The sequence below is a fragment of the Streptomyces niger genome (assembly GCF_000718305.1).
Lineage (GTDB): Bacteria > Actinomycetota > Actinomycetes > Streptomycetales > Streptomycetaceae > Streptomyces > Streptomyces niger.
Genome location: NZ_JOFQ01000001.1, coordinates 660,735 through 680,509, shown reverse-complemented (window position 1 = coordinate 680,509; position 19,775 = coordinate 660,735). Strand labels below are relative to the sequence as shown.

Annotated in this window: 18 protein-coding genes and 2 pseudogenes; 5 read left to right on the top strand and 15 right to left on the bottom strand. The window is 70.3% G+C overall.

Features of this window, described 5'->3' with window-relative positions:
* Window positions 1–13: 13 nt before the first annotated feature.
* Genes IF20_RS03095 through IF20_RS03080 form a run of 4 tightly spaced genes read right to left on the bottom strand, consistent with a single transcriptional unit; the run spans window position 14 to window position 4,302 of the window.
* Window positions 14–1,234, bottom strand: coding sequence for a glycoside hydrolase 5 family protein (locus tag IF20_RS03095; RefSeq protein WP_052863302.1), 1,221 nt, complete (start codon window positions 1,232–1,234; stop codon window positions 14–16).
* 30 nt (window positions 1,235–1,264) lie between these two features.
* Window positions 1,265–2,050: a carbohydrate ABC transporter permease gene (locus tag IF20_RS03090; protein WP_110943793.1), complete on the bottom strand. Its 786-nt coding sequence runs from the start codon at window positions 2,048–2,050 to the stop codon at window positions 1,265–1,267.
* Between the two features lie 41 nt (window positions 2,051–2,091).
* A complete protein-coding gene (locus tag IF20_RS03085) occupies window positions 2,092–2,985 on the bottom strand; it encodes a carbohydrate ABC transporter permease (RefSeq protein WP_052863300.1) in 894 nt (297 codons plus the stop codon).
* Window positions 2,986–2,988: 3 nt separating this feature from the next.
* Window positions 2,989–4,302, bottom strand: a complete 1,314-nt coding sequence (locus IF20_RS03080; RefSeq protein WP_052863299.1) for an ABC transporter substrate-binding protein — start codon at window positions 4,300–4,302, stop codon at window positions 2,989–2,991.
* A gap of 210 nt (window positions 4,303–4,512) precedes the next feature.
* Here IF20_RS03080 and IF20_RS03075 point away from each other — a divergent pair, with 210 nt between their 5' ends.
* Both IF20_RS03075 and IF20_RS03070 read left to right on the top strand, forming a co-directional pair.
* Window positions 4,513–5,604: a LacI family DNA-binding transcriptional regulator gene (locus tag IF20_RS03075; RefSeq protein ID WP_052863298.1), complete on the top strand. Its 1,092-nt coding sequence runs from the start codon at window positions 4,513–4,515 to the stop codon at window positions 5,602–5,604.
* 142 nt (window positions 5,605–5,746) lie between these two features.
* Complete coding sequence (locus IF20_RS03070; protein WP_052863297.1) at window positions 5,747–7,078, top strand: formimidoylglutamate deiminase; 1,332 nt, start codon at window positions 5,747–5,749, stop codon at window positions 7,076–7,078.
* Window positions 7,079–7,093: 15 nt separating this feature from the next.
* Here the strand turns inward: IF20_RS03070 and IF20_RS03065 are convergent, their stop codons facing one another.
* From IF20_RS03065 to IF20_RS03045, 5 genes are all read right to left on the bottom strand, one after another.
* Window positions 7,094–8,500: a glycoside hydrolase family 30 protein gene (locus IF20_RS03065; protein ID WP_407702432.1), complete on the bottom strand. Its 1,407-nt coding sequence runs from the start codon at window positions 8,498–8,500 to the stop codon at window positions 7,094–7,096.
* Window positions 8,501–8,687: 187 nt separating this feature from the next.
* Complete coding sequence (locus IF20_RS03060) at window positions 8,688–10,049, bottom strand: GH1 family beta-glucosidase (RefSeq protein ID WP_052863295.1); 1,362 nt, start codon at window positions 10,047–10,049, stop codon at window positions 8,688–8,690.
* A 20-nt stretch (window positions 10,050–10,069) separates the two neighbouring features.
* The gene (locus tag IF20_RS03055; RefSeq protein ID WP_052863294.1) at window positions 10,070–10,933 is read right to left on the bottom strand and encodes a carbohydrate ABC transporter permease; all 864 of its coding nucleotides are present in this window, start codon (window positions 10,931–10,933) and stop codon (window positions 10,070–10,072) included.
* Entirely contained in the window at window positions 10,926–11,942 is a 1,017-nt protein-coding gene (locus tag IF20_RS03050; RefSeq protein WP_052863293.1) for a carbohydrate ABC transporter permease, read from the bottom strand. The genes IF20_RS03055 and IF20_RS03050 overlap by 8 nt, the downstream gene beginning before the upstream one ends.
* Before the next feature lie 10 nt (window positions 11,943–11,952).
* The gene (locus IF20_RS03045) at window positions 11,953–13,269 is read right to left on the bottom strand and encodes an ABC transporter substrate-binding protein (RefSeq protein ID WP_052863292.1); all 1,317 of its coding nucleotides are present in this window, start codon (window positions 13,267–13,269) and stop codon (window positions 11,953–11,955) included.
* Between the two features lie 163 nt (window positions 13,270–13,432).
* Here IF20_RS03045 and IF20_RS03040 point away from each other — a divergent pair, with 163 nt between their 5' ends.
* Window positions 13,433–14,713 (top strand): ROK family protein, encoded by a 1,281-nt coding sequence (locus IF20_RS03040; RefSeq protein ID WP_052863291.1) that lies wholly within the window; start codon window positions 13,433–13,435, stop codon window positions 14,711–14,713.
* 70 nt (window positions 14,714–14,783) lie between these two features.
* On the opposite strand, the gene purU is transcribed toward IF20_RS03040, so the two are convergent.
* Window positions 14,784–15,656, bottom strand: coding sequence for a formyltetrahydrofolate deformylase (gene purU, locus IF20_RS03035; protein WP_052863290.1), 873 nt, complete (start codon window positions 15,654–15,656; stop codon window positions 14,784–14,786).
* A gap of 309 nt (window positions 15,657–15,965) precedes the next feature.
* On the opposite strand from purU, the pseudogene IF20_RS03030 reads away from it, so the two are divergent.
* Window positions 15,966–16,328: pseudogene (locus IF20_RS03030) on the top strand (tetrahydrofolate dehydrogenase/cyclohydrolase catalytic domain-containing protein); the annotation flags it as partial.
* Between the two features lie 348 nt (window positions 16,329–16,676).
* Here the strand turns inward: IF20_RS03030 and IF20_RS39780 are convergent.
* Window positions 16,677–16,913: an MDR/zinc-dependent alcohol dehydrogenase-like family protein gene (locus IF20_RS39780; protein WP_234426496.1), complete on the bottom strand. Its 237-nt coding sequence runs from the start codon at window positions 16,911–16,913 to the stop codon at window positions 16,677–16,679.
* Window positions 16,862–17,554, bottom strand: a complete 693-nt coding sequence (locus IF20_RS03025) for an alcohol dehydrogenase catalytic domain-containing protein (RefSeq protein ID WP_234426491.1) — start codon at window positions 17,552–17,554, stop codon at window positions 16,862–16,864. The genes IF20_RS39780 and IF20_RS03025 overlap by 52 nt, the downstream gene beginning before the upstream one ends.
* Before the next feature lie 240 nt (window positions 17,555–17,794).
* Between IF20_RS03025 and IF20_RS03020 the strand changes: the two genes are divergently transcribed.
* The gene (locus IF20_RS03020) at window positions 17,795–18,379 is read left to right on the top strand and encodes a TetR family transcriptional regulator (RefSeq protein ID WP_052863289.1); all 585 of its coding nucleotides are present in this window, start codon (window positions 17,795–17,797) and stop codon (window positions 18,377–18,379) included.
* A 144-nt stretch (window positions 18,380–18,523) separates the two neighbouring features.
* On the opposite strand, the pseudogene IF20_RS39775 reads toward IF20_RS03020, so the two are convergent.
* The 3 genes and pseudogenes from IF20_RS39775 to IF20_RS03010 form a co-directional block, all read right to left on the bottom strand.
* A pseudogene (locus IF20_RS39775) lies at window positions 18,524–18,628 on the bottom strand (IS5/IS1182 family transposase); the annotation flags it as partial.
* 426 nt (window positions 18,629–19,054) lie between these two features.
* Window positions 19,055–19,321 carry a hypothetical protein gene (locus IF20_RS03015; RefSeq protein ID WP_052863288.1) on the bottom strand — a complete coding sequence of 89 codons (267 nt, stop codon included), beginning with the start codon at window positions 19,319–19,321 and terminating at the stop codon, window positions 19,055–19,057.
* Complete coding sequence (locus tag IF20_RS03010) at window positions 19,318–19,632, bottom strand: hypothetical protein (protein WP_199896457.1); 315 nt, start codon at window positions 19,630–19,632, stop codon at window positions 19,318–19,320. Before IF20_RS03010 ends, IF20_RS03015 begins: the two co-directional genes overlap by 4 nt.
* Window positions 19,633–19,775: the final 143 nt, after the last annotated feature.

The window sequence follows — 19,775 nt, the reverse complement described above, 5'->3', positions numbered from 1 at the left end:
CGGTACGGCTCCTTCACGCCTCGTGGGGCTGGATCACTTCCGCGATGCCGCGGTCCTTCAAGTACGCGCTGTCCGCAGCCCGTTCGCGCCGAACGCAGGCCGGTCGCAGGCCGCGCTCCGCGAGCCGCATCCACGCCTCGAAGACCGGGCCGCCGGGGGCGCACGGGGTGCCGCTCTCGACGGCCAGCGCGAGGGTGCGCGGCGCGGCGGTACGCGGCTCCGCCCGGAATGCGCGGACGGCCTCGGCGAACGCCTCGCCGACCGGCTTGACCCGCCGGTCGTTCGTCAGCAGCCCGAGGCTGTACTCCAGCTCGGGGAAGTCGGCCAGCGCCCGGTCCACGTCGTGCGAGCACCACCACGTGATGCCCCACAGGTCCGGGCAGTCCAGCGCGGCCCGCACGGTCTCGCGCACGAACGCGGGGGCGTGCTCGGCGGGGATGTGCGGCGCGGGCGCGCCGACCTCCTGGAGCCACACCGGCCGGGCCGGGTCCTCCGCCCAGGCCTTGGACAGCTCGACGAGGTACGCGGCGTGCTGCGCGGTGGCGGTGGACTCCCGGCCGTAGCGTTGCGCCGTGCCGTTGAACACCCACGCGTGCACGGCGGTCAGCGCGCCGAGCGTGGCGGAGTGGGCCGGGGTGAACGGGTGGTCGTCGAGGTACCAGGCCGCGTCGTAGGAGGCGTGCAGATGCAGTCGGCCCGGTGCGCCGCGTTCGCAGGCGGCGAGCATCCGTTCCAGCCAGGCGGTGGCCTGCGCGGGGGTGATGCGGTCGGGGTCGGGGTGCGGGTCGCCGGAGAACTGGTTGGTCTCGTTGCCGAGCGTCATGCCGAGGAAGTTGGGCCGGTCGGCGAGGGCGGCGGCGAGTGTCTGCAGGTACGCGGCCTGCCCGTCCAGCACGTCCGGGTCGGTGAAGAGGTTCCGGCGGTGCCAGGTGGTGGTCCAGGCGGGCACGAAGTCGAAGCTGGACAGGTGGCCCTGGAGGCCGTCGACGGCGACGTCCAGGCCGCGCTCGGCGGCCGCGTCGGCGAGGGCGACCAGCTGGTCCACCGCGCGCGGGCGGATCAGGGTGCGGTTGGGCTGGAAGAGCGGCCACAACGGGAAGACGCGGATGTGGTCCAGGCCGAGCGCGGCGATGGAGTCCAGATCGCTCCGCACCTCGTCCAGGTCGAAGTCGAGCCAGTGGTGGAACCAGCCGCGGGTCGGCGTGTAGTTCACGCCGAAGCGCAAGGGGGGCATAGGCAGGGGTCCTGTTCCTTCGGTGGTGGGTCAGCCCTTGACCGCGCCCTCGCCGACGCCGCGGAAGAAGTACCGCTGGAGGCAGGCGAACATCACGATGAGCGGCGCGACCGCGATGACCGTGCCGGCCGCGACCACGCGGGGCTTGTCGGCGAAGGTGCCGTGCAGGAAGTTCAGGCCGACGGTGAGGGTGAAGTGGTCCGGGTCGGAGAGGACGATGAGCGGCCAGAGGAAGTCGTCCCAGGCACCCATGAACGCGAAGATCGCGACGACCGCGAGGGTGCCTTTCACCGACGGCAGTGCGATGCGCAGGAAGCGCTGCCAGACGTTGGCGCCGTCCACGACGGCCGCCTCCTCGACCTCGTACGGCAGCGCGCGGAACGCGTTGCGCATCAGCAGCACGTTGAGCGCGCCGACGCTGCCCGGCAGGACGACGGCCACCAGGGTGTTGTTCAGGCCCAGGTCACGCATGGTGGTGAACTGCGCGATGATGATCGACTCCAGTGGGACGAGCAGCGCGGCGACGAAGACCAGGCCGGCCGCGGTACGGCCGCGGAAGCGCAGCCTGGCCAGCGCGTAGCCGGCGAGCGAGGCGCCGACGCAGTTGGTGAGGACGTTGGCGGCGGCCACCTTCAGCGAGTTCAGCGCGTAGTCCCACACCGGAATGATGCGGGCCACCTCGGCGTAGTTGGCGAGGGTCGGGTCGTGCGGGACGAAGGAGGGCGGCGAGGGGTAGATGTTCTCGGCCGGACCCTTGAGCGAGGTGGACAGCTGCCACAGGAAGGGGCCGACGGAGATCGCCAGCACGGCGAGCATCAGCACGTAGCGCACGATCCGCTCCGTGCGGCCGACGCGGGTCACGCGGTCTTCTCCTTACGGTCGGCGCGGAGCACCAGCAGCATCAGCAGCAGGGCGATGCAGAAGATGACGAGGGAGAGCGCGGAGGCGTAGCCGACCCGGCCCGACAGTCCCGTGCCGGAGCGCTGGACGAGCATCACCAGCGTGCTGTCCTCGCCGGCCGGGCCGCCGGTCGGCCCGGCCAGCAGGTACACCTCGGAGAACACCTTGAAGGCGGCGACCGACGAAAGCGCGCCGACCAGCACCATCGTGGAGCGCACGGCGGGCACGGTGACGGTGGTGAAGCGGCGGAAGGGTCCCGCGCCGTCCACGGCCGCGGCCTCGTGCAGCTCCTTCGGCACCTGGGCCAGCGCCGCCAGATAAATGATCATGTAGTAGCCGAGGCCCTTCCACACCGTCAGGGCCATCGCGCACAGCAGCACCAGCCAGGCGTCCCCGAGGAAGGACACCGGGCCCGCGCCGACCGTCTCCAGCATGCTGTTCAGCAGCCCGCGGTCGTCCAGCATCCACACCCAGATCAGCGCCACCACGACCACGGAGGCGACCACCGGGGTGTAGAACGCGGCCCGGAAGAAGACCACGCCCTTCAGCGGCTTCTCCACCAGGAGGGCGATCAGCAGCGGCAGCAGCACCGTGGAGGGCACGACGACCACCGCGTACAGCGAACTGTTGCGCAGCGCGGTCCAGAACTGCGGGTCGTGCAGCATCTCCTCGAAGTTGCGCAGCCCCACCCACACACCGGGGGTGAGCGTGCGGGCGTCGGTGAAGGCGTGCTGCACCGTACTGAGGAACGGGTACAGGACGAAGACCGCGACCACCGCCAGCCCCGGCAGCAGGAACAGCCAGGGGCTGGCCGCGCGATGAGTCCGTACGCCTTGGGTCCGTACGCTCATGCCTCAGCCCTGCTGGAGCAGCCGGTTGCTCTGTGCGACCGCGTCGTCCAGTGCCTGTTTCGGCGACTTGTCACCCTGCAGCGCCTTGGCGACCTCGTTCTGCAGGACGGTCTTCATCTCGTCGGTCATCACCACGGGCGTGTAGTTGACCGCGCCGTCCAGCATCTTCGCCGAGGCCACCCGCACCCGGCCCTCGTCGGTGCCGTCGTCCTTCGTCCAGTACGGCTTGTCCAGCGAGCCCTTGGTGCTGGGGAAGACGGCGACCTGGTGCGCGAAGGACTCCTGGTTGCGCTGGTTGGTGACAAACCGCGCGAAGGCGATGGCCGCGGCCTTGTGCTCGCTGCGGTCGTTGATGCCCAGACCCATCACATACATGTTGGGCTTGCCGGTGTCGGCGGGCGCGTCGGTGATGCCGAGGTTCTTGTAGAGGTCCGGTGCGTTCTCCTTGAAGTTGGCCAAATCGTGCGCGCTGCCCGGATTCATGGCCACCCGCTGCTGGAGGAACTTGCGGCCCGCGCTCTCCGGAGTGGCGCTCAGCGCCTGCGAGTCCAGCCCGCCGCTCTCGAACAGCTTCTTGTACTCGGTCAGCAGCTCCACACCGCGCGGCCCGTTGTACGTGAACTTCGTCGCGTCGGCGTTCATCAGCTGCACGCCGTACCGCCCGAAGTCCTCGATCGCGGGCACCCCGGCCAGCGTGGCGACCTTCCCGCCGGAGGACTTCGCCATCTTCGCGGCGTCCGCGAAGAGCTCGTCGTACGTCTTCGGCGGCTTCGCCGGGTCCAGCCCGGCCTTCTTGAACAGCGCCTTGTTGTAGAAGAGCGGGCCGGTGTTGAGGTACCAGGGGAATGCGTACGCGCCGTCCAGCCCCGGCAGCTCGTTGCCCTGCCAGGCCTCCGGCGTGTAATCCCGTTTGGCCTGTGCGGTGACCGGCTCCTTGTCGAGGTTCATCAGCAGCCCGGCCTTGGCCAGCGGGTAGGACAGGTCGGGGGAGACGTTCACGACGTCGGGCAGGGTGCCGCCGCCGGCGTCCGCGCTGAGCTTCTCCGGGTAGTTCTCCGCCGGCTGGTCGATCCACTTCACCTTCGTGCCGGGGTGCGCCTTCTCGAACTCGTCGATGAGGCCGTTGAAGTAGTCCTTGTACTGCGCCCGCAGGTTCCAGGTCTGGAAGGTGATGTGGCCGCTGACCTTGCCGTCGGCGGCGCTGCCGGCGCCCTCGGCACCGCCACTGCCGCAGGCGCCGAGGAGCAGCGCACCCGCCAGCAGCGGTACGGCGGTACGGGCGGGTCTGGGCACAGGTGTCCCCCGGAAAGTGCGCATGGCCGCAGGGCTCCTTCGGTCGGTCCTGGGTGGGCGCACCAAAAGGTGCCCGCAGCCGCCGAGTTGCGTCAACACTTTTCGCGGGTATTTCTTTTCCTCACCCCGAAAGGCCAGGCCAGAAGCGTGAGTTCGGAACCGTTGCGCGAAGAGCTAATGCGCTTTAGTCTTTGCGCACTCAAGCGCATTAGTAGGTGCAGCGGAAGAGGGAACATGCGCCGTACGCCGGCCCGGCGGCCGACCATGAAGGACATCGCCCTGCGTGCCGGGGTGTCCGAGAGCGCGGTCTCCTTCGCGCTCAACGGCCGCCCCGGCGTCTCGCCCGTGACCCGGGAGCGCATCCGCCGGGTCGCCGAACAGCTCGGCTGGCAGCCCCGCGCCGCCGCCCGCGCGCTGTCCGGCGAGGGCTCCGCCACCGTCGGGCTCGTCCTGGCCCGGCCCGCCCGCACCCTGGGCGTCGAGTCCTTCTTCCTCCAACTGGTCTCCGGCATCCAGGAGGAGCTGTCCGAGCGCGGGCTGGGGCTGCTCTTCCAGGTGGTCGAGGGGCTGGACGCGGAGTGCGCGACCTACCGCCGCTGGTGGGCCGAGCACCGCGTGGACGGCGTCCTCGTCGTCGACCCGCGTCAGGACGACCCGCGCCCCGACCTGCTCGGCGGGCTGGGCCTGCCCGCCGTGATGATCGGCGACGCGGACCGGGCCACGGCGGACGACGAGTCGCCGGCGGTCTCCACGCTCGGCGCCGACGACGCCGGCATCATGGCGGCGATCGTCAGCCATCTCCACGCGCTCGGCCACCGCCGTATCACGCACATCGCCGGACTGCCCGAATTCGCCCACACCCAGCGCCGGATCGCCTCCCTGCGCGCCGAGGCCGCCCGGCTCGGCCTCACCGAGGCCACCTCGGTGACCACCGACTACTCCGACAGCGAGGGCGCCGCGGCCACCCGCCGGGTGCTGGACCAGCCGCAGCCGCCCACCGCCCTGATCTACGACAACGACGTGCTGGCCGTCGCCGGGCTCGCCGTCGCCCTCGAACGCGGCATCCGCGTCCCCGACCAGCTCTCCCTGGTCGCCTGGGACGACTCGGTACTGTGCCGCAGCGTGCACCCGGCGCTGACCGCCCCGCTGCGCGACACCGCCGCCTTCGGCCGGCACGCGGCGCAGGCCCTCACCGCCCTGCTGGACGGCGCCCCCGCAGGCCACACCCAGGAACCCCTGCCCCGGCTGGAGGCCCGCGGCAGCACGGGTACGGCCCCGGCCACCGCGCCGCAAGAAGGCCGTTCCGGCCCACGGCAGACATCCTGAACTCGCCGTCGGCACAGCCCTCTTGAGGCCACGTCCGTACAAGCCGTTCCCAGTCGTTCGGAGGTCAACTACCGTTGACGGAGAGCTCCGTGGTCGCCGCGGTGCGTGACCGGCCGCGGCGGTCCGTCATCAGGGAGGCCGGATGACGTTTCATTGCGAGTACGCCTGGCTCGGCGGCACCGGCGTCGCCGAACAGGTCCTCATCGAAGTGGCCGACGGCCGGATCACCCGCGTCACCGACAACACCCCGGCACCGCCCGGTGCCGTCCGACTGCCCGGACTCACCGTCCCGGGCCTGGCCAACACCCACTCCCACGTCTTCCACCGCGCCATCCGCGGCCGCGGCCAGAGCGGCGTCACCGACTTCTGGCGCTGGCGCGACGTCATGTACGGCGCCGCCGAGCACCTCGACCCCGACCGGATGTACACCCTCGCCCGCGCCACGTACGCGGAGATGGCGCTCTCCGGCATCACCGCCGTGGGCGAGTTCCACTACGTTCACCACAACCCCGACGGCACCCCCTACGACGACCCCAACGCCATGGGCCGCGCGCTCGCCCGGGCCGCCGACGACGCCGGCATCCGGCTCACCCTCCTGGACACCTGCTACCTGATGGCCGATATCGACGGCAGGCGGCTGGCGGGCGTGCAGCGGCGCTTCAGCGACGGCAGCGCCGAGGACTGGGCCCTGCGCACCCGCGCCCTGCGGGACGGCGAACGGCTGCGGATCGGCGCCGCCGTGCACAGCGTGCGCGCCGTGCCGCGCGAGGCGATGACGTTCGTCGCCGAGGACGCCCGCCGCCGCGCCGTCCCGCTCCACGTCCACCTCTCCGAGCAGCCCGCCGAGAACGCCGCCTGCCGCCAGCGGTACGGTCGCACCCCCACCCGCCTGCTGCACGAGAAGGGCGTACTGGGCGAGGGCGCGACGGCCGTGCACGCCACGCACCTGGACGGCGCCGACATCGTGCTGCTCGGCGAGTCCCGCACCGGCGTCTGCCTCTGCCCGACCACCGAACGCGACCTCGCCGACGGCATCGGCCCCGCCGAGCGGCTGGCGGCGGCCGGCACACCGCTGAGCCTCGGCACCGACGCGCACATGATGATCGACCTGTGGGAGGAGGCCCGCGCCATCGAGCTGGACGAGCGGCTGATCAGCGGTCGCCGCGGCCACTGGACCGCCGGCGAGCTGCTCACCGCCGCGACCTCCGCCGGTGCGACCGCGCTCGGCTGGGACGCCGGCCGCATCGCTCCCGGCAGACACGCCGACCTGGCCACCGTACGGCTGGACTCGCCCCGTACGGCCGGGGCGCGGGCCGGTGATCCGTTGGCCCACGCCGTCTTCGCCGGCACCGCCGCCGACGTCAGCCATGTGATCGTCGGCGGCGAGCCGGTCGTGGTGGACGGGCGCCACCTGCACGTCGAGGACGTCGGTGGCGCCCTGGACAAGGCCATCACGGCCCTGCTGGCCGGCTGAGGGGGGCCGGGCCGCTCAGCCGGTGGGGGCGCCGGGCCACTTGAACGTGGCCACGGCGCCCGCCGGCAGCTGGTACCGGAGCGACCTGCCGCTCTCGGTCACGGAGAAGGTCTGCGCCGAGCCGGTGGCGTTGAGCACGACGGAGACCCGCGAACCGTCCGGATTCTCGAAGGTCACGTTCTGCACGCCCCCGGAGCCCTGGCTGGTGGAGGCGATGCGGTGCGCGCCGCGGTCCACGAACTTGGCGACGTGGCCGAGGGTGTAGAACTCGGCGTTCCTGGTCACGGAGGAGCCGTTCACCTCCACGACGCCGTTGCAGCGGCTGCCGCAGTTCCCGAAGTGCGGCCCGCCGTTCTTGTCCAGCGCCACGTTCCACAGCACCACGGTCTCCGCTCCCGCGCGCATGCTGCGGATGACCAAATTCTCCGTCTGCCACTTCAGGGAGTCGGCGAAGGTACGCGACGGGTCGTCGCTGTCGGTGCCGGAGCACTCGGTGAAGAACACCCGCTTGCCCGCGTCCCGCACCTGCTGCTGCGCCTCGGGATTGCCGCCGTAGCAGTGGAAGGCCGCGCCCTGGACGCGGGCGAGGTCCTTCGTGCGGTCCAGGACGGTGAGCGGGAAGTCCGGCCGGTCCCAGTTGTGGTCGTAGGCGAACAGCTGGGTGGGCAGCCCTGCGGCGGTCAGCCGGCCGTCCAGGACCCGGAGGAAGTCCGCCTGCTCCTCGGCCGACATGCCCATCGAGGGGTACGTCGTCTGGAACAGCGGCTCGTTCTGGACGGTGAGGTCGTCGACGGGCACGCCGGCCGCGCCGTACGCCTTGACGGCCTTGACCAGGTAGTCGGCGTAGTCCCCGTAGTGCTCACGGGTGAGCTTGCCACCCGCCAGCTTCCCGCTGTCCTTCATCCACGCGGGCGCCGACCACGGTGTACCCATCACGCGGATGCCGGAGTTGATGCCCTTGGCCTGCTTCAGCAGCGGCAGGATCTCCGCGGTGTCCCGGTCGATCGAGAAGGACCCCTTGGTGTCCTCGTACGTGTAGTACGGCAGCCGGGCGACGAAGTCGGTGCCGCCGAGGGGCTGGCGGAGGTAGTTCAGGCCGATGCCCGTACCGTTCCGCGAGAAGAGATCGTTCATCAGGGTGGTGCGCTGCCCTTGGGGCAGCCCGGCGATCAGGTGCGCCGACGCCTCGGTGAAGGACGCGCCCGCGCCGGTGAACTCCTGGCTCTTCACCCGGGAGTCCACACTGATGTCTATCTGTTGCCTGCTGCCGTCGAAGGACACGTCGGCGGCTCTGCTGAGCTTCTTCGTGCCGTCGGCCGTGGTGATCCACACCTGGGCGCCGGTCGCGGCGGCCCGGCCGTGCCCGGGGGCGGCGTAGGCATAGCCGGCGGCGGCCATGACGAGCGCGGCTGAGACGGCCATCACCCTCCTCCACCGTGTCCCGGGCGATCTTTTTTGGGCATGCTGATGGTGCCTGTGTGCCATGATGCGGCTCCTCCGGAAGATGTGGGCCGTGTTGTGTACAGGCGGTGCAGAACCGCCCGGGCGCGTCGTGGCAGGGTTTGGCGATCCGATGTGGCGACGCGCCCGAGCGGTGCTCGTGGGGGTGTTATGCCGCGCGGCGCTCCCGGTCCCGGTGGGCGCGGACGATCTCGGCGTACCGGCGTCCGCTGTCCTTGATGGTGCGCCGCTGGGTCGCGTAGTCGACGTGGACGAGGCCGAACCGCTTGTCGTAGCCGTAGGCCCACTCGAAGTTGTCCAGCAGCGACCAGGCGAAGTACCCGGCGAGCGGCACCCCTTGGGCTACCGCGTCGGCGCAGGCGGCCAGGTGCTCCTCCAGGTAGCAGGCCCGCTCCGGGTCGTGCACCTGTCCGTCGGGGCCGACCGTGTCGGGGTAGGCGGAGCCGTTCTCGGTGACGTAGAGGCGGCGGGCGCCGTAGTCCTCGGTCATCCGCCGCAGCGTCTTCGTCAGCCCCGCCGCGTGCACCTCCCAGCCCATGCCGGTGCGGCGGGAGTCCGGCAGCTCGATCTGCCGGGCGTACGGCAGCGAGCCCCCGGGATCGTTGGCGACGACGTTGCGGAAGTAGTAGTTCAGGCCCAGCCAGTCCAGCGGCGCGGCGATGGTCTCCAGGTCCCCGGCGCGGGCCGGCGGCTCGGTGCCGTACAGCTCCACCATGTCCTGCGGGTAGCCGCGGCCGTGCAGCGGATCCATCCACCAGCGGTTGGTGTGCCCGTCGGAGCGGCGCGCGGCCGCGTGGTCGGCCTCGCTGTCACTCGCCGGCTCACAGTGCGTCAGGTTGTTGACGATGCCGACCTGCGCACCGGGCACCGCGGCCCGGATCGCCTGCACCGCGAGGCCGTGCCCGAGGTGCAGGTGGAAGGAGGCTCGGACGGCGGCCTCGATGTCGGTCAGCCCGGGCGCCATCCGCCCTTCGAGGTGGCCGATCCACGCGGAGCACAGCGGCTCGTTGAGGGTGGCCCAGTGGGTGACGCGGTCGCCGAGCCGCTCGGCGACCACCGCGGCGTACGCGGCGAAGTGCTCGGCGGTCTCCCGGGCCGGCCAGCCGCCCCGGTCCTGCAGCGCCTGCGGCAGGTCCCAGTGGTACAGCGTGACGTAGGGCGTGATGCCGGCTGCCAGGAGGCCGTCGGTGAGCCGGTCGTAGAAGTCCAGGCCCGCCTTGTTGACCGGCCCGTCACCGCCCGGCACGACGCGGGGCCAGGCCACCGAGAAGCGGTAGGCGTCCGCGCCGAGCCGCCCCATCAGTCCGATGTCTTCGCGCCAGCGGTGGTAGTGGTCGCAGGCCACATCGCCGGTGTCGCCGTTGTCGACCTTGCCGGGGGTGTGGCTGAAGGTGTCCCAGATGGACGGCGCGCGGCCGTCCTCGGCCGCCGCGCCTTCGATCTGGTACGCGGCGGTGGCCGTCCCCCACACGAAATCGTCGGGGAGCGAGTCGAGGTACGAGTCGGACACGGAGTTCCTTTCCGCGGTGGTCACTTGACGGCACCGGCCGTGAGTCCGGCGACGAGGTAGCGCTGGAGGAGCAGAAAGCCCGCGACGACGGGGACGCTGACGACGAGCGAGGCGGCCATGATCTGGTTCCAGTACACCTCGGTCTGGGTCGCGTAGCCCTGCAGGCCGATCGCGAGGGTGCGGGTGACGTCGTTGGTCATGACCGAGGCGAAGAGCACCTCGCCCCAGGCGGTCATGAAGGAGTAGATGGCGACCGCGACGATGCCGGGAACGGCGGCCGGTACGACCACCCGGACGAGCGCGCCGAGCGGCCCGCAGCCGTCGACCTGCGCCGCCTCGTCCAGGTCGCGCGGGATGGAGTCGAAGTAGCCCACCAGCATCCAGATGGACAGCGGCAGGGTGAAGGTCATGTAGGTGAGGATCAGGCCACCGCGCGAACCGTAGAGCGCGACGCCGGTGGCGTTCCCGATGTTCACGAAGATCAGGAAGAGCGGCAGCAGGAAGAGGATGCCGGGGAACATCTGCGTGGACAGCACCGTGACGGTGAACAGCCGCTTGCCCCGGAAGCGGTAGCGGCTGACCGCGTACGCCGCGAACACCGCGATCACCACCGAGCAGGCGGTCGCCGCGCCCGCCACGATCAGCGAGTTCACGAAGTACCGGCCCAGCGGCACGGTCTTCCAGATGTCCAGGTACGGCTGGAAGGTCACCGTGCTGGGGAACCACCGAAAGGCACCGGTCACGTCCTGCAGCGGCTTCAGCGAGCTGCTGAGCATCACGTACAGCGGGGTGGCCGTGAAGAGGGTCAGCAGGGTGAGCAGCACCCGCCGGGTCCAGACGAAGGACCGGGGCGGCGCGGTGGGCGACTTGCCGGCCTCAGCCATGCTCGCCCCTCCTTCCACGGCCGGTGACCAGCAGGTACGCGGCCGTCACGACGAGCAGGAAGAGCAGCAGCAGGACGGACATCGCCGAGCCCGAGCCGAAGTTCCAGGTCTCGAAGGACGCCTGGTAGATGTGGATCGAGATCAGGTCGGCCGCCTCCGGCGCCGCCTTGCCGAACAGCACGTACGGCACGTTGAAGTCGTTGAACGTCCACAGGAAGAGGACCAGTATCAGGACCTGGTTGACGGGGCGCAGGGCCGGCAGGGTGATGTGCCGGATCTGCTGCCGGATCCCGGCGCCGTCCAGCTGCGCCGCCTCGTAGGACTCCCGCGGGATGTTCTGCAGCGCGGCCGTCAGCATCAGGAAGGCGAACGGCCAGGTGCGCCAGACCGACGTCACCACCAGCGCCCAGAAGCTGTTGTCACCGACCAGCCAGAACGTGGGCGAGTCGGTGATCCCGAGCTGGTCGTGCAGTACGTGGTTCACCAGCCCGTTGTCCCGCTGGAGCAGGAAGGACCAGGTGATGACGGCGGTGTAGACGGGCAGCGCGTACGGGGTGAGGAACAGTGCGCGCAGCAGGCCGCGGCCGCGGAACCGGTCCTGCATGAGGATCGCGGCCGTCACGCCGAACAGCCAGGCCAGGCCCACGGCGAGCACGGTGAACCCGCAGGTCACCGCGAAGGAGTGCAGCAGTGCCCGGCCGACCGGGGCGTCGAAGTCGACCGCGATGCGGAAGTTGTCCAGGCCGGCCCAGGGTGCCGAGCCCCAGTTGCGGATGTACTCGTGGGTGAGCTGCTTGAAGCTCATCGCGATGCCGATGACCATCGGCACGATGTGGATGAGCAGTTCGAGGGCGAGGGCGGGGAGCAGCAGGAGGTAGGGAAGGCCGCCGCGTCGGATCCGATCGGGGAGGAAGGAGCGGCGCGGCGGCCGGTTCGGGGGAGAGGCGCCGGACGGCGACGTGCCGGCCGCCGCCGTCCCGGCCGCTTCGTGCGGTGCGGTGGTGGTCATGGCGCGGGTCTCACTTCTGCATCTGCTGCTGGGCCTTGGTCAGTGCGGCCTGCACCTCGGCGGTGCCGGTCTTCTTGCCCGCCGCGGCGTCGGCCAGCAGTTCCTTCATGGCGCCGCCGACCAGCGTCTCGAACTGCGACTCGTCCGGGACCTGCGGCAGCGGCGCCGCGCTCTTGGCCAGCACCTCGCGCTGCACGGCCTCGTCCTTGTCCCGCGGCTTGCTCCGCTGCGCCTCCAGCACCGGCGAGATCGAGCCGTACTTGGTGGTGAGGATCCGCTGTTCCTCGGTGGAGGTCATGAACTTCACGAACTTCAGGGCGCCGTCGACGTTGTCGGTGTTCTGGAAGACGCCGAGGTTGATGCCGGCCACCATGGAGTCGACGTTGCGCCGGCCGTCCGTGCCGCCGGACTGGAAGGGCACCGGCGCCACCCCGTACTCGTCGGTCTTCATCCCGTGCGCCTGCAACGAGGTGCGGGCCGCCTGCCACAGCAGCATGCCGGCCTTGCCGGTGGCGAAGTCCCGCACCGACTGGTTCTGCGCGTACTCGGCGTTGCCGGGCGCGGCGATCTTGTCGTTGGCGAGGAAGTCGATGTACTGCTTGACGGCCGCGACGTTCGCGGGCTTGTCGAAGGTGGGCTTGCCCGAGGCGTCGAAGAAGTCGGCGCCGTGCTGCTTGCCGAAGACGAAGGCGTGGTGCGCGTTCTCCACCGGGTTGCCGCCCTCCATGGCCAGCCCGTACGTGCCGTCCTTGGTGAGCTTCTTGCCGTCCGCGACAAGTTCGTCCCAGGTGGTGGGCGGCCGGGAGATGCCCGCCTCCTTGAACATCTGCTTGTTGTAGTACAGCGCGTACGTCAGCGAGTACAGCGGCACCGCGGCCGGATCCTTGCCGGCCGCGCCGGTGGCGGCCATCGGCGCCGGCGCGAAGCGGTCCTTGCCGCCGATCTTCTTGAAGTTCTTGGCGTCGAACGGCAGCAGCGCGTTGCTCTTCTGCAGCGACGAGGACCAGGTGTTGCCGAGGTTGAGCACGTCCGGGCCCTGACCGGAGGACGCAGCGGCGAGGATCCGGTCGAGGACGGTGGCCCAGGGGATGACCTCCAGATGGACCTTGATCCCGGTCTGCTGTTCGAACTTCTTCAGCTCCGGGCCGAGCACCTTCTTGTCCGCCTCCAGGCTGGACCCCTGGTTGGTCGCCCAGTAGGTCAGCTCCTTCGGACTGTCGTTGTTGGCACCGCCGCCGAGGGCGGTGCCGCCGCCGCAGCCCGTGGCCAGGGCGGCGGTCAGTGCGGTGGTGAGCGCGGCGACTGCCGCCATACGGGTTCTACGCATGGTCGTTGTGGCCCCTCCAGGAGGCGAGCATCAAAGCTCTGAACGCGGCTCCGTATTAACTTAAAGCGTGAGTTAAGTAGTGAAAGAAGGGGTCGTCAAGACACTCGGCACCGGTAAGTTGCCGGGGAAGGAGCCGAGGAAGGAAGGGAAAGGAAGGAGCCACATGCCCGAACGCCACCGCCGGACGGTCCGTGATCTGCGCCGCGGCAACCGCGCGCGACTGCTGCGCCGGCTGTACCTGGAAGGGCCGCTGAGCCGCCAGGAACTCGCCGCGCTGACCGGCCTGAGCTCGGCGTCCGTCAGCAACGTCACCGCCGAACTCCTCGCGGACGGGCTGCTGGAGGAGGCGGGCTCGGTCGACTCCGACGGCGGCCGCCCGCGCATCCTGCTGCGGGTCGCGCCGGGCGCCGGATCGCTCATCGGGGTGGACGTCGGCGAGACACGAATACGCGTGGAACTCTTCGACGTGTCGATGACCGAGCTGGCCCGCTGTGAACATCCCTTGAAGGACGACGGCCACAACGTCACCCATGTGGTCCGCCTGATAGCCGACGGGCTGAAGGCGGTGCGCGGCACCGACGTCCCGCACGGCCCGCTGCTCGGCATCGGCGTCGGCGTGCCCGGCATCGTCGCGGACGACCCGGCGCGCGGCGGCGCTGTGGTGCACGGCCAGACCGTCGGCTGGGACGCCGTCCCCCTGGAGTCCCTGCTCCGCGAAGCCGCCCAACTCGGCCACGACACACCGCTGTTCGTGTCCAACGGTGCCAAGACGCTCGGCCAGGCGGAGATGTGGTTCGGCGCCGGGCGGGGCGCCCGCGACGCCGTCATCGCCCTCATCGGCTCCGGCGTCGGCGCCAGCGTGATCACCGACGGCAGCGCGTACGGCGGCGCCGCGCACGGCGCGGGGGAGTGGGGCCACACCACCATGCAGCTGCGCGGCCGCCGCTGCCGGTGCGGCGCCCGCGGCTGCCTGGAGGCGTACGTCGGCGCCGAAGCGGTGCTCGAACGGTGGCAGGAAGCGGGCGGCACGACACCCCCGGGCGCCGGCGAAGAAGGAGCGCTGGCCGCCCTCCTCGCCGCCGACGACCCGGCCGCCGCCGAGGTCCTCGCCGAGACCGCCGAATACCTCGGCGCGGGCATCGCCGACCTGGTGAACCTCTTCAACCCCGAACGCATCGTGCTGGCCGGCTGGGCCGGCCTCCTCCTCGGCACCCGCCTGCTGCCCGCCGTACGGGAGGCCACCGCGGCCTACGCACTGCGCTACCCGGCGGCCCGCGCCACCATCGAACTCGGCCGCCTCGGCACGGACGCGGTCACCGTCGGCGCCGCCACCCTGCCGCTCAGCCGCTTCCTCGACACGGGAGGGGCCGTCAGCACCGCGGCGGCCGCACCCGCCCCACGCCCCGGCGCCGCTGTGTCCCGCGCAGTGGACCTCGGCACCTGACGGACGCACCAGCGCGCCGGCGCCCCTGCACGAAGTTTCCCGGTAACGGTACGGGTAGGGGCACGGCAGGTCAGCGCAGCACGACCGTACGGTTCCCGTTGACCATGATCCGGCTCTCGCTGTGCCACTTCACCGCGCGGGCGAGGACCTGTGCCTCGACGTCGCGGCCGAGGGCGACCAGGTTCTCGGGCCCCTGCGAGTGGTCCACGCGGACCACGTCCTGCTCGATGATGGGTCCCTCGTCGAGGTCCGGGGTGACGTAGTGCGCCGTGGCTCCGACGAGCTTGACGCCGCGGTCGTGCGCCTGGGCGTACGGCCGCGCGCCCTTGAAGCTCGGCAGGAACGAGTGGTGGATGTTGATCGCCCGGCCTTCGAGCTGCTTGCACAGGTCGTTGGAGAGGATCTGCATGTAGCGGGCGAGAACCACCAGGTCGATGTCGAGCTCGTCGACGAGCTCCAACAGCCGCGCCTCCGCCTCGGGCTTCGTCTCCCGCGTCACGGGGATGTGGTGGAACGGAATGCCGTGGCTCTCCGCCAGGGCTTCGAAGTCGCGGTGGTTGGAGACGATCGCCGGTATCTCGACGTTGAGCGCGCCGGTGCTGCGCCGGAAGAGCAGGTCGTTCAGGCAGTGGCCGAACTTCGACACCATGATCAGCGTACGGGTGGGGGTCGACGCCTCGTAGAGATTCCAGGAGATGCGGTACGCCTCCGCGACGGGCGCGAAACCGGAACGCAGATCGTCCAGCGACGTGTCCGGATCCGGCACATGGAAGCGCATACGGAGGAAGAAGCGGTCCTGCAGTCGGTCGTCGAACTGCTGACTCTCCTCGATGTTCCCGGAGTGCTGGACGACGAAGCCGGTGACGGCGTGGACGAGGCCGGAGCGGTCGGGGCACGAGACGGTGAGGACGAACTCGCGCGCGGGCTGCGGTCGAGCGGACATCGGGCCTCCAAGGAGAAGCGCAATACGCAACAGCGTGTTTGATACGCAACATGGTCCGGACGTGACGGTTCGCGGTCAAGCCCCCGTTCCGACCTCGCCCACCTGCGCGTCGGGGCGTCGCCCCGGCCGAATGCCGGTACTTCAACTCGCCTGCACAGCCCCGGCAATCACCTCTTGACAGTGCTCCGGACGGGCTGCACTGCGTGTTGCGCATTTCGATATGCGTTGCGTATAAAGCAACGCCCGGCAGGTCATGCCGATGATCCTCCGCGGCCGGTGAGGCCGACAGGGCCGGCAAAGGGGAGACGAATGAACGCCACCATCCTCGACGGGCGACGCACCGCGGCCGCCATCCGCACCGAACTCACCAGCCGCGTCGCGGCGTTGGCCGAACGCGGCGTCGTACCCGGCCTCGGCACGGTACTGGTCGGGGACGACCCCGGCAGCCACGCCTACGTCGGCGGCAAACACCGCGACTGCGCGCAGGTCGGGATCGCCTCGATCCGGCGCGAGCTGCCGGCCGACGCGACCCAGGAGCAGGTGGAGCGCGTCATCGACGAACTCAACGCCGACCCGGCGTGCACCGGCTACATCGTCCAGCTGCCCCTGCCGCGCGGGCTCGACGCCAACGCCGTACTGGAGCGGATGGACCCGGCGAAGGACGCCGACGGCCGTACCCGTTCCCAGCCGGGTCCGCCGCAAGATCGCGAAGTCAGACCGGAGTACTGAGGGCCGCCCGACCGGGCCCTCTTTTTCGGGGCGGCCCGCTCGCTTCCCCCCCCGTGATTCCACGGGCCGAGTCAAGGGTGGGCCGCAGGGCCATCGGCGCCGGCCGACCTGCCGAACCGGGGCGGTTCATTCTCCCGTCCGGGATGGGCCGTCACCGGTTGCGCCAGGTGGCGGTCGACCGTCTGCCCGGCGTCGCGGTGGCACAGAACGGTCGGGCAGGCCTTGACGGCTTGCTCCCACGGATCGCCGGGCGCCGTGTCGGCGAGGAGGCAGGGCAGTGGCCTACGACGCTCACATCTCAAGGACGGCGCGGTAGCGCGCTCGACCACGGCGAACGTGGTCGAGCGCCTCGTTGATGCGGGAGACCGGGTATGTCTCCGTGGCGGGGCGGATCCCGTGGCGCGCGGCGAAGTCAAGCATCTGCCGGGTCTCGGCGGGCGTCCCGGTGAGGCCTCCCGCGAGTTTTCTTTCGCCCGTCAGGATGCTGAGTGGGTGCACGGTGAAGCTGCTGTCGGGGACGCCGGCCACGCACAGGGTTCCCTGAGGGCGCAACGCGTTGAGGTACGTGTCCCACGGCAGATCACCCGAGACGGTGGACAGTACGAAGTGGAACGAGCCGGCCAGGTCCTCGAACCCGTCGTGGGGGGGGTGACGACCGCGTGGGCGCCGAAACGGCGGGCGTCGTCCGCCTTCTCGGCACTCCTGGAAACGGCGGTGACGTGGCAGCCCCACTTGGCCAGAAACTGGATGGCCAGGTGGCCCAGACCGCCCACACCCACGACGGCGACCCGGTCTGTGGGCCGGACGTCGTGACGCACGATGGCCGAGAAAACGGTCGCACCGGCGCACAGCAGCGGCCCTGCCTGCTCGGAGGTGATGACGTCCGGGAGCGGGTGCACATGCCGCCAGTCGCTGGCGCGGAGTTGAGTGGCGAACCCGCCGCGGTCGCCGCGGAAGACGGTTGCGTCGCCGGCCGGGCACAGGTGCTGGCGGCCGGTTATGCACCACTCGCAGGCGAAGCACGACCCCGCGTACGCGCCGATTCCCACACGCTGTCCCAGAGTGAGGCGGGAGCGGTCCACGGCGTCACCCAATGCCGTGATCACCCCGACAGCCTCATGCCCCGCTACCACCGGGAACCGTGAGATCCCGTGACTGTTGTCGATCATGCCTATATCGGTGTGGCAGACGCCGCAGTGGGTCACGGAGATGTCCACCTCAAGAGGTCCCAGCGGCTCCGGTTCGTACTGACGCACCTGCACAGGGCCACCCGCCCGCTCCACCGCATACGCGTGCACAGTCATGCAAACGATCCAATCCGATCGAGAAAACTAACCAGTTCGTTTTCATTCATACATCACCAGAGGGCGCGGGCGCGATGAAAACTAACTGGTTTGTATGATGAGGCTGTGCCGTACCCCAAGAGTGAAGACACCCGCCGCCGCCTGCTGGACGCCGCAACCACCGACTTCGCGGCCCACGGCATCGCGGGTGCCCGCGTCGACCGCATCGCGGCCGCCGCAGGGATCAACAAAGCTCGGTTGTACGCCTACTTCGGTGACAAGCTCGGCCTCTTCGACGCCGTCTTCCGCGCCCACTCCCAAACCGTCGTCGACTCGGTCCCTTTCACTGCCGACGACCTCGCCCAGTACGCCACGGGGCTCTACGAAGCCGCTCTCGCGCAACCGGAACTGATCAGGCTTGCCGCCTGGGCTCAGCTGGAGGGAGTCACGCCCACGAACACCGCGGCCGCAGCACCGGAGACGGGCGCCAAGCTACAGGCCATCACGCAGGCCCAGCGCGACGGGCGAGTCGTGTCATCGCTGCAGGCAGAGGATCTTCTCGCGCTGGTGACGTCCATGGCGCTGACTTGGTCGGATGTGGGCCCTTCCGGCACCGCGCAGGACACCTCCCCACCGGACCACGAGCGCCGAAAGCACGCCCTGGCCGAGACCGTCCGTCGCGCCTTCCACACCCGTGAAGTTTCTCCGTGATCGCGAACACTCTGCTTCTGCACTGCGTCCATGGGTGTGCTGGGTTGGTCGCCGTGAGCGAGCGCGAGCCCTGCAAGACCGACCTGCCCGACGAGTAGCGACGCGCTGGGCGAGCCGGTGAGTGGTGTCGTTCCGCCGGGATGGTCGGCCTGGTTCGCGGCGGTGTGGGATGACCAGGTCAGTGCACCGGTAACCGCCATCCGCGATCACGGTGGTACGGCCGACGGAGGCCCTCGCGCCGGACAGATCAGCGATCCGCTGCTGAACTGGTCCATCTGGCGCACACGCCGCCAGGCAACAGCCCGACGCAGCCACCACCGACGCCGGACGGCAAGCGAACCCACTGGATAGATCACGAAACCGGACTGGAGTACTAGGCGACGATCCAGTCCGCGACCTCGGCGGCCGTCATCGGCCCACTGCGGAAGCTCTCTGTCCCTCTCTTCAGGGAGACTCGACGGCGCGGTTTCCGGTGGGGGAAGCGTCGATATCGCGATGCACTTCAAAATCCTCCCGTGACTGCTTTGCGGGAACCGGCTGCTCGGGCCGTATGCGCCGCGCCGGGGGGACCACCTGTCCATGGCGGCCTCGGTCGAGGTGCGGCTGCCGTCCCCGTCCTGGTGTGCACGGTTGCAGTGACCGTTGCACCGGCCGCTGCAGCACAACGGCGTGGTGTCAGGCGCCTGTTTCGGAGGGCTCAGCAGACCCCTGTGCTTGCCCCGCGATGACCGCGGTCAGCATGCGGCCGAGCTCCCGGATCGCGCTCAAGGCCTCGTCCAGTGTGGTCATGCGGGCCGCCGCGGCTCTCAACTCCGCCGGCTCGGGCACCTGCACACCGTGCCGGACCAGCGTCTCCGTTGCGTCCACGATGAGTTCGTAGGCCAGGAACACCGCACGGTACTCGTGCTCGCCGTCCGCGTGGAACGTCTCGCTCCCGGTCATGACGCCTCCTTCAGCCGAGGGGCGATCAGGAATCGGTCGCTGCGGGAGCCGTGCACGGACTGCGCACTCCGCGGGTAGGCCGCACGAACCTGCCGCAATGCCCAGCGCATGCGGGGCGCCGCGGTCTCCGGGTGTTCCCCGTAGGCTCCGGCGAGCACAACGGCACATCCACGGGTCCCACCGTGCCGGCGGATCGCCTCCGTAACGGCTGCCGCGAGTTCCCCCTTCGTCGGGTGGGACTCCACCGTCATGCTGCTGCTGAAGAGCGCTTCGGCCCTGGCAGTGGTCAGAAGGTCGGTGGTGCTGATCATGGCGTCGGTGCTCCTCTGTCCGGTGGGAGCGCTCGGCAGCGGGTCGATCCGGCACTGCAACGAGTGCTTACGGACCTCATTGTGTGTGCCGAGGTTGCAGCACTGGCTGCACCAGCCGCTTCAGAGCATCGACCGTCCCGCGG